This is a genomic window from Pseudoalteromonas sp. MMG012, from assembly GCF_018100875.1.
Classification (GTDB): domain Bacteria; phylum Pseudomonadota; class Gammaproteobacteria; order Enterobacterales; family Alteromonadaceae; genus Pseudoalteromonas; species Pseudoalteromonas aurantia.
The window spans coordinates 37,731-53,174 of the sequence record NZ_JAGJEF010000019.1 but is presented as its reverse complement, the minus strand read 5'-3'; the positions used below and the strand labels follow the sequence as shown (position 1 = coordinate 53,174).

Annotated in this window: 10 protein-coding genes; 6 read left to right on the top strand and 4 right to left on the bottom strand. The window is 40.3% G+C overall.

The genetic code is table 11. The features are described from left to right. Positions 1–165: 165 nt before the first annotated feature. The 4 genes from J8L97_RS09075 to J8L97_RS09060 form a co-directional block, all read right to left on the bottom strand. Complete coding sequence (locus J8L97_RS09075) at positions 166–2,055, bottom strand: methyl-accepting chemotaxis protein (RefSeq protein WP_211048925.1); 1,890 nt, start codon at positions 2,053–2,055, stop codon at positions 166–168. 256 nt (positions 2,056–2,311) lie between these two features. Next, positions 2,312–3,076, bottom strand: a complete 765-nt coding sequence (locus tag J8L97_RS09070) for a basic secretory protein-like protein (protein WP_211048924.1) — start codon at positions 3,074–3,076, stop codon at positions 2,312–2,314. After that, positions 3,076–5,427: a GH92 family glycosyl hydrolase gene (locus J8L97_RS09065; RefSeq protein ID WP_211048923.1), complete on the bottom strand. Its 2,352-nt coding sequence runs from the start codon at positions 5,425–5,427 to the stop codon at positions 3,076–3,078. The genes J8L97_RS09070 and J8L97_RS09065 overlap by 1 nt, the downstream gene beginning before the upstream one ends. A gap of 157 nt (positions 5,428–5,584) precedes the next feature. Continuing rightward, positions 5,585–6,853, bottom strand: coding sequence for a sugar MFS transporter (locus J8L97_RS09060; RefSeq protein WP_211048922.1), 1,269 nt, complete (start codon positions 6,851–6,853; stop codon positions 5,585–5,587). Between the two features lie 134 nt (positions 6,854–6,987). Here J8L97_RS09060 and J8L97_RS09055 point away from each other — a divergent pair, with 134 nt between their 5' ends. The 6 genes from J8L97_RS09055 to J8L97_RS24055 all read left to right on the top strand — a co-directional run bounded on the left by J8L97_RS09055 (position 6,988) and on the right by J8L97_RS24055 (position 15,400). Next, positions 6,988–8,178 carry an AGE family epimerase/isomerase gene (locus tag J8L97_RS09055; protein WP_211048921.1) on the top strand — a complete coding sequence of 397 codons (1,191 nt, stop codon included), beginning with the start codon at positions 6,988–6,990 and terminating at the stop codon, positions 8,176–8,178. Then, entirely contained in the window at positions 8,178–9,122 is a 945-nt protein-coding gene (locus tag J8L97_RS09050) for a carbohydrate kinase (RefSeq protein WP_211048920.1), read from the top strand. The genes J8L97_RS09055 and J8L97_RS09050 overlap by 1 nt, the downstream gene beginning before the upstream one ends. Before the next feature lie 136 nt (positions 9,123–9,258). Then, positions 9,259–11,427: a tetratricopeptide repeat-containing sensor histidine kinase gene (locus tag J8L97_RS09045; RefSeq protein ID WP_211048919.1), complete on the top strand. Its 2,169-nt coding sequence runs from the start codon at positions 9,259–9,261 to the stop codon at positions 11,425–11,427. Positions 11,428–11,617: 190 nt separating this feature from the next. Then, positions 11,618–11,950, top strand: a complete 333-nt coding sequence (locus J8L97_RS09040; protein WP_211048917.1) for a hypothetical protein — start codon at positions 11,618–11,620, stop codon at positions 11,948–11,950. 149 nt (positions 11,951–12,099) lie between these two features. Beyond that, positions 12,100–14,922 carry a VCBS repeat-containing protein gene (locus J8L97_RS09035; RefSeq protein WP_211048915.1) on the top strand — a complete coding sequence of 941 codons (2,823 nt, stop codon included), beginning with the start codon at positions 12,100–12,102 and terminating at the stop codon, positions 14,920–14,922. A 334-nt stretch (positions 14,923–15,256) separates the two neighbouring features. After that, the gene (locus J8L97_RS24055) at positions 15,257–15,400 is read left to right on the top strand and encodes a YdeI/OmpD-associated family protein (protein WP_211048913.1); all 144 of its coding nucleotides are present in this window, start codon (positions 15,257–15,259) and stop codon (positions 15,398–15,400) included. Positions 15,401–15,444: the final 44 nt, after the last annotated feature.

Genomic DNA, 15,444 nt, shown 5'->3' with positions numbered 1-15,444 from the left:
TTAATGACAAACGTGTTGCGATAAAAATACAAAAAAATGACAGTTGTCATAATAGAGAAATCAACCCTTTCAGGTACAGCATTATTAAAGGAATCTGAACAGTGAGGACGTATTTATTAGGCAAAAAAAACCAGCAAATAATTGCTGGTTCCTTAAATTTTTTGTTTATACTTTGAACTTCAATACCATTTCTTCAAGTTCATCAAACTGCTGTTGTAACTGTTTACATTCAGCCAAGGTACCATTTAAATTTTCAGCCCCTTGAACACTTAAGTCACTGATATGATGGATATCACTATCAAGTGATTGAATAACCGAATTTTGTTCAGCCGTCGCACTTGCAACGGCATGATTTACACCATCAATGGACTCAATCGCATGGCTTACTTCCCCCATTTTATCACCCGCCGCTGTCGCTTGGAGCGCACTTTTAGCGGAATCATCCAAGCTTGAATTCATCACGGCAACCGCTGATGCCGAGCCCTGTTGTAACTCAACAATGGTATTTTCGATTTCTTGGGTCGACTCTTGTGTTCTTTGAGCCAACTGCCTAACTTCGTCAGCAACGACAGCAAACCCTCTCCCGGCTTCTCCTGCTCTAGCAGCCTCTATCGCAGCATTGAGCGCTAGCAGGTTAGTCTGCTCACTCACACTTTTAATCACTTCAAGTACTTGGCCAATACTCGCTGAGTGTTTATCTAAACTATCGACTGTCGACTGCGCTTTTGACATTTTGTCACTGAGCGATGCTATTTCCGCGATGTTTGCATTGAGTGCTGTTTGACTATCGTTACTCAGCTGGTTTGCCTCGCTGGCAAGTTCTGACGCATGGGTTGCATTATTCGATATTTCAACGGCACTAGAAGATAGTTCGTTAATCGCCGTAGCAACATTGTCAGTACGTTTAGATTGATCGCCATACATATTTAATGTGGATTGGGTTTGGTCTACCAAACTTTTTACTGAGTCATCAAGTGACACTGTTGTATCACGCACCTGCACAATAGAGTTATGGATCTTGTCTATAAATAGATTAAAGTAATTAGACAGCTCACCAAACTCATCATCATTCTCTACAACCAGTCGGCGTGTTAAGTCGCCCTCACCCTGTGCAATGTCTTTTATCGCTTCATTAAGATTAACAACCGGCTTCATCAAGTATTTGAGTAACACTTGTAACATGACCACAATAACGACCACACCCAAGAGCATATAAATAGCCGCCATATTTCTAAATGACGACACTGAAGAGTAAGCAATCTCTTTGTTGATCACGACCCCCAAATACCAATCAACATTTTTGATTCCTTTCATTTCAATAAAAGAAACCAGTTTATCTTGGCCGTCAATCTCGAGCTCAATAAATGCTTCATTTAATGGCACGTTACTACCAAACAACTCTGCCATTGGCTTGTCGTTAAATGCAGGATCAGGGTGAGATAAAATACGCCCGTTATTATCTAGTAAGAAACCATAGCCAAACCCTAAAAAGTCAATTTCGGTAATAATCTCAGTGATCGTTGCCATGTCGATATCACCACCAGCAACACCTGCAAATGCGCTACCATCATACATGGGAACCACAGCTGAAATAGTTAATTCATTTGTTGTGACATCAATATACGGGTTAGTAAATGCTGTGCTCCGTTTTGACTGCGCTAATTTGTACCATGGCCGAGTTGTCGCGTCATAATCTGCTGGAAGCTGAATACTCGGATCATCTAACACAAATTTACCACTGGGCATTCCGACATACACATTTTTAAAGTCTCCTGCGACATCGGCTGTTTTTAAGCGCCTAAGAACCTGCTCTTCACTATCAGACTCTCGATGACCCAATGCGACAGACTCAACAACTTGTAATCGATCATTTAGCCAGTTGGCGATATTTTGGGAAACTGAATGAGATATTTCTTGAAGGACGGCGGTTAACTGAGTTTGCGTTTGTGCGCGCATCGACACAAAATTATTAACGGTAAACAATCCTAGTACAATAACAAGCACCAATGATGCTGCGATTGTGACTTTACTTGTGAACTTAAACGATTTGAACATCCTGAGCCTATTCTTTTGTATTTATTGCAGGGACTACTATCAACTGTAAGCTTGATATCCCACTCTACCCATAATTAGCAAAAATGAGAGCATATGTCTCTTACTTATCGGACAATCCTTTTGATAGTTTAGTAAATTACTGATTTAGTACTGCATAAAATAATTAAAAATACAAAATAAAAAAGGTGAGCTAACTCACCTTTGGTACAACAACACAACTTTTATCCTTGCTAGGGGTAAGCAAAATCACAGTTGTTTACAATGAGTTTTGATATCTGTGCCAAGATTCAGTGAGTGATATTCCGGTCTTTTCAGCAAATAACGACCAGCTCCATTTTACTTTATCATACGGATCAAGCTGAGCATTGAGATCAACCAACAAGTTCGGCTGATGGTTTTTTTCTAGCCAATACAGGTAGAAAGCTGTGGTTTTGTAACCACTATCGTATTGCCCGCCACTCTTACGATGTGAGAAATCAACGTAGCCGGCCTTCATTCTCACTACATCTGCAATGCCTTCAATCACGGGACCTATTTCTTGATAATTATGATCATCAAGCTGATAGGCATGCGCAATTTCATGATAGAGCACCCCAACTAATTCATCATACACGGCTTGCGCACTATTTTTGGCCGCAAATGTCGCAAAATATTGAGCACTTATGTGAATTACCGCGCCATTGAAGTCACCTTCTTTATACGCCACTCCCTTCATATCTTCGAGTATTATACTTAGCGTTGGTAACTTTGGGGCTTTGGCTACATCACGGTATAATAATCGTGCGACATTATAGCTAATTTGTTGAATTAGTGTGCTATTCAAACTATCCCAATGCGTATTTGCTATTTTCGTTTTGCGCGTCAACGTAACTTTAGGTAAAGAAAATTTTTGCCAATGAATATCGCCTATATAAGTTACTGGCTTTAAAGATAATTCAACTTCTTTTGGCGCCGCCGCAAATAGACTCGTGTTTAACAATAAAGCAAATCCGCTGACGATAATATTTAATCGATGTTTCATTATTGATACTCCGATAAAGCAGGTGGACGCGCTGTTATATTCTTACCCCACTGTTTATTAGGCTTGTTCCCCATTACATAGCGTAGCTCGCCACCGGCAACAATATCGTTATGTGTTAAGTAATTCCGAGTAAACGCCTTACCATTTAACGTCACTGATTGGATATATTTATTTTGCTCACTCAATCCTTTTGCAAACGTCGTAAATGATTTATTTCCCGCTAGCTTCAAAGTTACCTTTTCGACTTGCGGTGCGCCAATTGCATAGCTTAAATCGCCCGGTGATACAGGGTAAAAGCCCATCGCCGAGAAAATATACCAAGCAGACATTTGCCCGACGTCATCATTTCCAGCTAACCCATCCGGTTTATCTGAACTCAATGTATCCATTATCTGACGTATACGCTCTTGTGTACGCCATGGCTTACCTGCATAGTTATATAGATATGCAATATGGTGGCTAGGCTCATTTCCATGTGCATAATTACCAATAAGGCCCGCAATATCCTCATGTTCTTTGATCATCTCATCTGACAAATGAGTATCAAACAAAGCATCTAGCCGTTGCTCAAACTTTTCATCTCCCCCCATTAAGTCAATAAGTCCAGCAACATCTTGTGGTACATAGAAGCTATATTGCTTTGAGTTTCCTTCTGTAAATGGCCCCATGTACTTAGCCTCAAATGGGTTAAAGTTTGGATCCCATTTACCCGCACTGTCTCTGCCTCGCATATAACCAGTTTCTTTGTTAAACACGTTTTTGTAACTCATAGCACGTGCAAAGTACTCTTTTGATAATTGAGTTTTCCCCATAGATTCAAACAAACGTGCTATTGCATAATCATTATATGCATACTCCAGCGTAATCGAAACAGACTCAGGTAATACGTCCATGGGTACATAACCAAACTTTTTATATTCGGGGATAGCGTCATAAACAGGATTGTTTGCAGTGCTTAATATAGCCTCAATCGCTAAGTCAGTGTCAAAGTCTCGTATTCCTTTCATATAGGCATCAGCAATGACAGATACGGCATGGTAACCAATCATTGTCCATGTTTCATGTGCATGAAATGACCAAATAGGTAACATCTTTTCATAACTTTGCTGGTAATGTACTAACATAGACTGGATCATCCCCGATACCCGCTCTGGCGCGATATATGTAAGCAGAGGATGTAATGCACGATATGTGTCCCACAGCGAAAATAACGTGTAATGCTCAAACCCTTTCCCTTCATGGATTTCACCATCAACACCTCTATACTGCCCATTCACATCTTGATAAATACTTGGCGCTTGTAGAGTGTGGTAAAGTGCGGTGTAAAATTGACGTTTTTGTGCCTTAGTTCCTTCAACATCTACTTTGTCCAAATGCTCTGCCCATTGCGCCTTAGCTGCCTGGCGAGTCTTGTCAAAATCCCAGTCAGGGATCTCGGCTTTTAAATTCTCCAGTGCGTTTGAACGGCTCACTGCGGATAACCCTACTTTAATGTAAAGTGGTTCACCTTTAACATCATTAAATGATGCAACAAATTTTACAGCCTTTCCCGCTGTTTGCTTAACAGCTTGGTTTTCGATGGTTGAGTGCTTTTCTTTGCCTAAACACCCCATACAGCGATAACGATTGTTATCTTCATTAATAAACTTATATTCGCTAATTGGCTTCGAAAATTCTATCGCAAAGTACATTTGGCGGTTGCGTGCCCAGCCATTAGTAGCACGATAAGCGACCAAGGTATGGTCATCTACTTTGCGTAAATCGCTCCAAATCACTTTATTCTTGAAATTGTAAATTGCTGCGGTTAGATCAAACATAACATGACCTTTGTCAGCGCTATTAAACGTATACTTATGCATACCGACACGCGTGGTCGCCGTAACTTCTGCCGTGACATCATAATCAAGCAGCTCAACACCGTAATATCCTGGTTCTGACCATTCTTTATCATGACTAAATCGCGAACGATAACCTTGTTCAGGGTGACTGGCTGTCCCCGCCGAAGTTTTAATATCGCCCGTCATCGGCATAACCAATAAGTCACCTAAATCAGAGTGACCCGTGCCTGAAAAATGGGTATGGGAAAAACCAGTAATAGTATGGTCATCATAATGATAGCCAGCAAAGCGTTTATAAATCTCTGACTGTTGAGACTCGCCGCGCATCGGGTTGTCTGTATCAGGGCTCAGTTGCACCATCCCAAAAGGTACCACGGCACCTGGAAATGTGTGACCATCGCCACCAGTACCGATAAATGTGTCGACCCATTGGGTATTACTCGTATCTTTTGAATTTGCTAACGCACTTGTTGCAGTAACTGCGATTGCGAAAGCCCATACTGAGCGTTGCATCTGCCTCTCCTTTATTATTAAACTTCTTTGGATCGTTCCAAGGTAATTTATATTACACCGATTATGAATACGTATTCAATACAATTGCGATAGAATTTTGTTAACAGATATAAAAAAGGCAAGCGAATGCTTGCCTGATCACGATAAGTCAGTGATCTTAGCTTACCTTACGGGTCCAGCGTTCTGATAATTTAACCACGTTAATGGCATACCAAGCAATATAAACATAACATATCGCAGGGATAATAAAGCTAAGCTGGATGTTAACAAAGTCCGCAAATAAACCTTGCAGTAACGGTACGATTGCACCACCAACTATCGCTAAACATAACCAACCTGAGCCTTTACTTGTTAACGATCCTAGCCCTTCAATCGCAATTGAAAATATCGTCGGAAACATAATAGAGTTGAATAAGCCGATGGCAAGTACAGACCACATAGCAACAGTACCATCCGTTAATATCGTCACAGCGAGCAAAGTGACAATACATATCGTATTAAATAACAATGCTTTAGAAGGAGCAACCTTTTGTAAGGCAGCAGAACCGATAAAGCGACCAATCATTGCCCCGCCCCAATAATAACTGATGTATTTAGCTGCTTCATGCTCAGCAAGACCTGCAATGTGCCCTTCAGAAAAATAATTCACTAAAAAGCTACCTATTGCGACTTCAGCACCCACATAACAAAAGATCGCAACGACACCCATCACTAAGTGGGGGGCTTCTAACAAGTTATGCTCTTTCACTTTACAGTCTTGTTCTTCAGTATGAGCAGTGATCTCTGGTAATTTCAAAAAGGCAAACACAACTGCGATAGTCAATAGCGCAGCTGCTAACATTAAATACGGCACTTTAACTGCGTCCGCACCCGCTTCAGCGGCCAATGCACCGGCCCCACCAAATAACAAAAACCCACCAACTGCCGGCCCTATTGTTGTACCTAATGAATTAAGTGCCTGTGCGAGATTGAGCCTGCTCGAAGCCGTTTTTTCTGGTCCAAGTGCTGCGACATAAGGGTTCGCAGAAACTTGCAAAACAGTGATCCCAGCAGCTAACACAAATAACGCACTTAAAAAGAGCCAATATTCGTGCACCACAACTGCGGGGTAAAACAATAAACATCCTATTGATGCGACAATAAGGCCGCTCAACACGCCATTTTTATAACCAAACCGCTTTACTAACATACCAGCAGGCAATGAAACGATGAAATATGCACTGAAGAAACAAAATTGAATCATCATCGCTTCTGTGTAACTAAGGTCAAATACATCTTTTAGACGCGGTATAAGCACATCATTTAAAACCGTAATAAAACCCCACAGAAAAAATAAGGTCGTCATAGCAGTTAAAGGCAACGCATAGTTTTGGTTTTTTGCGCTTCCACCAGTGATAAAGCTTTGGTTAGTATTAATTTCACTCACAAGAGATACTCCATTAAAAGGGATAGCCAGATTCTACACACTGTTACAAGAAAATCACAAATGTTTTATTGGATCGTTCCATATTTTTTAAAATAATGATAAAGTGAATTATCACTATATTTTTGGAGCGCCGGATGCCACAAGACTTTAGAAGTGCCGACTTTTTGCGTAAGCACATCAATACTACCATGAAATTCTATCACCCAAATTGTATTGACCAGCAAGGTGGGTTTTATCAATTCTTTAAAGACGATGGTCATGTGTATGACAAACACACGCGTCACTTGGTATCGAGCACACGTTTCGTATTTAATTATGCAATGGCTCACATAGACCAGCCAAATGAGTGTTACTTCGAACAAATAGTTAGAGGGATAGCGTATTTAGAGGACATTCATAAGCAAAGTAATGGAGGTTATGCTTGGTTGATTGAGCACGGCGTAGCCAAAGATACGACCAATCATTGTTATGGATTAGCATTTGTTTTATTGGCTAATGCGGTCGCACTTAAAGCGGGTTTAAATAGTGCACTCACAACAATCGAGCGCGTATGGCAGCTGCTTGAAGAAAAATACTTTTTGCCAGAACACAAATTGTACCTCGACGAATACGATGGTGCTTTTCACAATGCAGACCCTTATCGTGGACAAAATGCTAATATGCATATGTGCGAAGCGTTACTTATGTGCTTTGAAGCCACAAATAATAACAAGTTTTTAACTCGCGCCTATGGCCTTGCGTACACAATGACGGTCGAAAAAGCCGCACTAGCCAATGGCCTCGTCTGGGAACATTACAATGCAAACTGGCAAATCGACTGGAACTACAACAAAGACGATCCAAAACATCTATTTAGACCTTGGGGGTTTCAGCCAGGTCACCAAACTGAATGGACCAAGCTATTACTGATCTTGCACCGCCATAAAAGTGAGCCTTGGATGGTTTCAACAGCAAAATCATTGTTTGATTCAGCTTTAGAGCATGCCTGGGATAAGGAGCATGGCGGAATCTGTTACGGTTTTGCCCCGGATAATAGCGTTTGTGATGGAGACAAGTATTTCTGGGTACAAGCAGAAAGCTTTTCAGCTGCAGCCCTGTTAGCTTTAGAAACAGGTGAGAATAAGTATTGGCAATGGTACGACAAAATTTGGCAATACAGCTGGGATCATATGATCGACCATACTCATGGTGCATGGTATCGTATCTTAACGCAAGATAACCGCGCATATAGCGATGAAAAAAGTCCTGCTGGAAAAACGGACTATCATACTATGGGGGCCTGTTATGAGGTCTTACGCGCCTATACATTAAAAGAGCAAGCATAATGAGTGTTGTATGTTTTGGGGAAGCCCTTATCGATTTTTTGTCTAACGGTCAAACCCCTGAGTCATTTACCAAGTTCGCAGGTGGTGCTCCGGCAAACGTAGCAGTAGCCGTTGCAAAACAAGGCATTAGTACAAGCTTTTGTGGCATGTTAGGTAATGACATGTTTGGGGAGTTCCTTAACCAAGAACTACAATCCCATCAAGTAAATACTAAATATTGTTTATTTACTGACAAAGCCAAGACCGCCCTCGCTTTTGTCTCTTTGGATCAACATGGTGAGCGTAGTTTTAATTTCTATCGTCCGCCTGCAGCAGATTTATTATTTAGAATCGATGATTTTAATCCTGAGATGTTTCATGAGCATAAGTTAATACATGTTTGCAGTAATAGTTTAACAGAGTCAAATATTTATAAATCAACAATCTATGCCCTTACTCAAGCCAAAAAGCATGGCTTAACGACCAGTTTCGATATGAACTTGCGAGTCAACCTGTGGTCGTCTTTAAATCATACTATCGAGCGTCTATGGCATGTTATTTCATTAAGTGATATTGTGAAACTAGCAAGCGACGAGCTTGAGTTTTTAAATCAGCATAGCCATGCAGGCCATCCAAAAACCACCACTATTGATGCTATCATGAAAGCAAATGTAAAGTGCCTTATTATCACAGATGGTGGCAACGACATTCAGTATTTCGCTAAAAATGGACATGGCCGAGTGACACCACCCGCCGTGCAAGCAATTGACACAACAGCAGCTGGTGATGCTTTTATGGGTGGGCTTATTGCGCAACTTATGGCTAAACACGAGCATAAAACAGCTATTACCGACCCTAAGTTGTTAGCGCAATTTATCAAGCATGCAAGCCGTTGTGGCGCATTTGCAGTGACTCGAAAAGGCGCATTTTCAGCCTTGCCGTCTCAGGATGATATTAAAACATAAACACGCACAGCCTAATTAAGCTAACTCAACTAAGAGTTAGCTTCGACCTATTTCTAACTGAGCCCCTTGTTTTCTAGCCACACAGCTGAGTTTAATATATTCTAACTTGCCTATCGACGATTAATGAGTTTCAAATTTGGCAAGGGTTATATTCTGTTTATTGTTTTGGGTAAATGCAAGCTTAGCCATAGAACAGAGTACGCTTAGTACGCAGTTACTCCACGCCCACACCTTGCATAATCACCTTGATCGCATTGAATTTCTAAATTCGATAAATACACATATTAGCGAGTCCAAGAACTTAGAGCTGAAAGTTGACTTTACTATATTGTTGGCTAAATCGCTGGACAACACAGGGCAAGGGAATCAAGCACTACGCATTCTTGAGCAAATGCTGTTACAGTCACAAGAAAATACCTTGCAGCATGCAAAGACAAGACTTGCATTGGGTAAGATACTCTACAACAACCACCGTTATGCAGCTAGCGAAACCCACTTTAACAATGCACTCATCACGGTCAAAAAATCAGCCGATTTTGCTCTTCATACCAAAGCAATTAACGATATAGCGAATTTGTACCACAACACTGGTCGCTATTACGAGGGAATAAATTTAATAAACCACCATCTAAGTAATTTTGAAGCACAACTCACCCCTGATTTACTCCCAGAGCTATATCACAGTATTGCAAGATTACTTGAGCAAGTCGATCAGATAAAGTTGGCGCTCACGTATAAGCTAAAGAAATTCGAAATTGAAACGTCACTTGAGCTAAATGACAATGAAAAGGCCGGTACCCTATATGCTATAGCCGTATCGTATTCTGACATCGGCCAATATGAAAAAGCGGTAAATTACTTTAAACAAACATATGAAATAGACAAAAAATCAGGGGATTTGTCTCACATGGGGCATAGCCTGACCCAACTCAGTTTCAACATCCACAAATTAGGTGATCAAGACACAGCGAAACGCTATGCTTTAAAAGCAATAGATGCATTTAAAGCAAGTAAAAGTGAGCGCAATGTCGCGTGGGCACAGCATAATTTATCACTCATACTCACCGCACAAAATAAGTTAAAAGATGCACTCAAACTTCAAACTGATGTTGTCAACATTGCAAATAAAGCCGAAGGTGACTACCACCTTAAAAATAGAAGTTTACTGCAACTAAGTCGCATACATTATTTACTTGATAATACACAACAGGCAAAACACCTTGCCAAACAGGTATTAAAACAAGCACAAAAGCATGATTTTAACCTGACCCAAATTGCTGTGGTTAAAATGTTAAGTGAATTATCAGCGAAAGAGCATAACTACATAACTGCGTATCAATGGCAAAAACAGCTCTTGGATCTCGAAAAGCGATACGCAAGTACAAACCTTGATAAAGAATTGGCTTATGTACAAAACTCGTTAGAGTCTCTAAATAAAGACATCTTAATCAAAAATAGTCAATTAGCCCACTCTAGCACACAAGCTAAGCTAACGAACTCTCAGAATCATGCGCTGGTGATATTGCTGGCACTGGTTCTAATCAGTATGATTTTTGTCATTTTCTTTTTGCGAAGTCACAGTAACAAAACATTACTCAGCCAAAAAAACGCCTATTTAGACCAAATTCTTTTACAAAGAAACAAATTATTTTCTCAAATCGCTCATGACTTAAGCACCCCTATCACCGCTGCGAAACTGCAACTAGAAGCCATGCAATATAATATATCTCCAAGAGATGATGAAAACTTAGAGCGGCTTGATAATAAATTGGGTGACATCAACTGTTTAGTGAATGACTTAGCTGGTATTGCATTACTTGAAGAAGCGACCTTTAAAGTAGCATTAGAAAAACAGTGTTTGTCAGAATTTTCAGCGCAGCTTGAAACAGAGTTGCCTATGCTAATCACACAACATACATTCGAATATCGTTTCACTAATTTAGTTAATATTGACGCAGTATACATTGACCCTGTACGGATCCGTCAGGTTATTTCTAACTTACTCAATAACGCCATTAAATATACCCATCAACCCGGCACTATTGCGGTAAAGCTGAATGTAACGAAAAAATCATTCGAGTTAATTGTTGAAGACTCTGCACCTACAATCAGTAAACAACATTTACCTCATATTTTTGACCACCTCTATAGAGCACCCAACTTAGCGACAACCAACACTTCAGGTCACGGGATCGGATTGGCGATAGTCAAACAAATTGTCGCTCTTCACAAAGGTGACATTAGCGCAGAACAAAGCTCGATGGGAGGGGTCAAAATAACAATCTGTCTACCCCATGAGCCATAAACTAGCACTATATACTTTTTGTCCTGGTATAGACTAATAGGATGAATACCCAGAGTGTTTTCATAGAATGCGGTTGTATTTCTGGAATGTATTTTATTCCAAGTATGCTATTACTGCGGCCTGTTCAGTAAAGACTTAAGGGACTCTTACTTTTTAAGCTAACGAGCCCAAAAACATAAAAAGGTTTACAATGAAACTATTTATACTTGCCTCTATTACCTTATTGCTTAGTGTTCAGGCGTTTGCCTCAGTAAAGTCATCGAGTTCTAGTACGGTAAAAACGGTGATTACATATTCACAACATGGTGGTGGAGATGTCGTTTTTAAAATTAGTAACTCGGAAATCAGTTGTGCTGATGGCTATTGGCTTAAAAAAATAGACCCTGACTTTGAGGCTAATTTAAGTGTACTTTTATCCGCTTACCATTCAAAATCAACCGTGATTACTGGTGGCCATGATGTTCAGATCTGGACGGGATCTACGAGTAAATACTGTTTACTTTACTCGATTGAGCTCATATAACTGGAGACTTACCAAACCATTGACTCAACATATGAAAAAAGGTACTTTCTCACCAGTTTTTTGGGATAAATAAATGGAACTTAAAGTTGTGTTCAATTAAAAATAAACTTCAGTTGGTGTTTTTCGGTAAAACAATAAAAAAAGTTATCTTGAAGTTACCTATTAAGGTACCAAGCTCTATATATATTCTTTTTTTCTCTTTTCATGCTTTTGCGAGTCAAAGTTTGCATGGCGAACAATATAATTCAGCAGCTGAACAAATTAATTTAAATTCGAATGTTCGAAACCTAGACTGTGACATCCAAACATTCGAAAAATTGCGCAATGTACCACACGGTCAAGACATGATCGTTCAAAACGATACGCTGCGTGAATGCCGAGCGTTATCTGCCCTAAAAAGAATGACAAAGCTCGGCAATGAAACGCTGCCAGCTACAGAGGGAATGACAAATTTATTGCAAGCCAATTCAGTCGATATCACCCCCCCTGAATTCAAAGGGATTGAATTTTCCACAAATAACGTGGATGTAACCACTGGCGAGCAAACAATTACAATTAAAGTCTATGTATATGAAGCTCAATCACAGCCAGGACGACTCGATATTGAACTACAGGCGCCAACAGGAACCCCTAACAGTCACCAAAAATTAATCAGATTCGATTCTTACTCAAATGCAGACTGGCAGCCAACTGATACCGCGGGTGTATACAGTCTAGAACGCACGGCAAGATTCGATAATTCATATGTTGCGGGTACATGGAATGTTAGTATCGGTACAATTTCAGATGCTCAAAACAACTACTCCTATGAAGGCATCTCAACTGCTCAACTCTCTAAGTTGGGTTACAACCCTTACATTCATATTACTAACCCTCATGCGGTCGACGTTACGCCCCCAGAGTTTAGAGGGATTGAATTTTCTAATCATGAGATAGACGTATCATCCGGCAAACAAACAGTGACTATTAAAGCTTATGTCTACGACGAACAGTCTAAACCAAGGCTGTTATGGGCATCCTTGTACCCGCCTGAAGGAGTTAACTATGTAAAGCAAAGAAGCTTAAACTTCCATGAATATTGGGGGACTGGTTGGATAGCCACTGAGTTGAAAGGGGTATACAGTCATGAACTCACAGTGACATTTGATGAGTCAGATGGCGCCGGAATATGGTATATGAATATTACATCAGCTTATGATGCTAACGGCAATACCAACGACCTTGCTTTATCCGAGTCAGATTTAGTCAAGTTGGGCCACAACCCCTATATTAAAATTATTAATTCCAACCAGATTGATAACACAGCACCAGAATTTAGAAGTATTGAGTTTTCAACAAATGAAATCGACTTATCTAGGGGCCAAAGTACCATTTCAGTCAAAATAGCTGTCTATGACGCACATTCCCAACCAGCTGATATGGGTGTTAATCTTATTCCCCCATCAGGTGTCCCTGATTCTCATAGAAAGGGAGTTAGATTCAGTCGGAACTCGTGGCAACCTACTGACACTGACGGGCTATTTACCAATGAAGGAACGGCCACATTCAGTCACCTAGACGCAAATGGGGCCTGGAGTACCCAGATCACATATATTATGGATAGCAATGAGAACTATATGGGTGGTGTTTCTACATCACAACTCGCAAACCTTGGCTTCGACCCCCTTATAAAAGTAAACATCTCAGAAAAGGATGTTAACGACCTAATGTTGTCAGTAGAAAACAATACTAACGATCCTCTAAATAATTCAAATAGCGCGACTTTTAAAATAACACACAAAAATTTCCTATCAGTTCCTACTAGAATTGTTTTTAATTTTAACTTGTCTGAAGGTTTAAGGGATACTTCGTTATCTATATCAGGGGTGTCAGTTTCGACACAAGCATGCTCTATTCGTGATCAAATCGGTAAATGTGATATTGTGTTGCCAACTGACTGGGAAGCTGCTTTTTTAACCCTAACTTATGCAAGCGAATCCAATCAAGAATTATCTATATCGGGTACTGTTAAATCTCGCTTTGCTGAATCCAATTTCGATAATAATAAAGCTACATATCGAATTGCGGCGGGTATTAACAATGACATAAACGGCGATGGTACCGCCGATGTGTTATGGCGTAATTCTCAACAAGGTCGTAATCTATTGTGGGTTATGGACGGCACTTCAGTATTACAAAACAAAGAACTCAGCGCGGTAGACGATGCTTGGGATATTGCCGGCCAAGGGGATTTTAATGCCGATGGTACATCAGACATTTTATGGCGTAATAATAAAACCGGGCGTAATTACATTTGGCTAATGGAAGGTGGTGCTTTATCTAAACATCAAGCTGTGAATACGCTCGCCGACTTAAGTTGGCAAGTCAAAGCTGTCGCCGATTTTAATGGTGACAACCGAAGCGATATTCTTTGGCACCATCAGCAAACCGGATTAACTGCCATTTATTTGATGGATGGCTGGCAAATTCAAGCCCGTGAAACAGTTAAACTCGTTGATGATTTGAACTGGAGTGTTGGTGCCGCTGCTGATATGAATGCGGATGGTAAAACGGATCTGATATGGCGAAACTCTGCCACTGGCGAAAACCATATCTGGCTAATGAACGGCACCAATATTGAAAATGAACATGTCTTAAATATCGTATCAACTGAATGGGAACTCGCTGGGACCGGTGATTTAAACTCAGACGGTACTGATGACATTATTTGGCGAAACTCACTTAATGGTAGAAATTGGGCGTACTTAATGCTTGATAGCAAAATTGAAACTAGCGGTTTAATCAATACCGTCAATAGCCTTGACTGGAAAATTAAGTCCATTGCTGATTTTAACGGCGATAAAAAAGCGGACATATTTTGGCATAATCAACATACTAACCAAACCTACATTTATTTTATGGACGGTACTCAAGTTGCCTCTAGCATAGAATTAGACCGAATGCACAGTGCTTGGCAAGCTGTTGGTAAGTAATTAGTCGTCATTAATAGCAATTAATGACTATTTCAGGGGGTTGTATAAAGTGTGGTTTATCATTTACTTTGTTCGCAATTGCATTGTTATATTTTGTAAGTAATATCAACATAAGTAACAACGCAACTGTTTCAGTAATCGAAACCACTCTCCCCCTGCAAAGCCTCGTGTCTGTATCACAGCACGCACCGGACGGTCATGCGATCGACGTCATGTAGAGCATACACAGCGTTTGATAGCTGATGGTAAAATATAAGATTTAGGGCTTGAACATCTGCGGGGAGCTAAGACCGATGGTCGTTGTGATAACGCTTATACAATAAGCGACATACAAATGACCGCCGACTTTCTAGCTAAAGTAGAAAAGCGTCAGACTGTTAGACAAGTTTATAATACATTGAATAATTCTAGCCGCAATATCATCGCGTATGGGCTAATAAGCGCAAAAAAGGCAGAAACCAAGCTAAGATGGTTTTAGAAGTTCATGAATATGCTAGTCAATAAACAAAAGCCTATACAAAC

What these genes read in the sequence shown, in the direction of transcription:
- J8L97_RS09075 (WP_211048925.1), bottom strand. Translation starts at nt 2,055, where the DNA reads ATGTTCAAATCGTTTAAGTTCACAAGTAAAGTCACAATCGCAGCATCA.
- J8L97_RS09070 (WP_211048924.1), bottom strand. Translation starts at nt 3,076, where the DNA reads ATGAAACATCGATTAAATATTATCGTCAGCGGATTTGCTTTATTGTTA.
- J8L97_RS09050 (WP_211048920.1), top strand. Translation starts at nt 8,178, where the DNA reads ATGAGTGTTGTATGTTTTGGGGAAGCCCTTATCGATTTTTTGTCTAAC.
- J8L97_RS24055 (WP_211048913.1), top strand. Translation starts at nt 15,257, where the DNA reads ATGACCGCCGACTTTCTAGCTAAAGTAGAAAAGCGTCAGACTGTTAGA.
- J8L97_RS09055 (WP_211048921.1), top strand. Translation starts at nt 6,988, where the DNA reads ATGCCACAAGACTTTAGAAGTGCCGACTTTTTGCGTAAGCACATCAAT.
- J8L97_RS09040 (WP_211048917.1), top strand. Translation starts at nt 11,618, where the DNA reads ATGAAACTATTTATACTTGCCTCTATTACCTTATTGCTTAGTGTTCAG.
- J8L97_RS09065 (WP_211048923.1), bottom strand. Translation starts at nt 5,427, where the DNA reads ATGCAACGCTCAGTATGGGCTTTCGCAATCGCAGTTACTGCAACAAGT.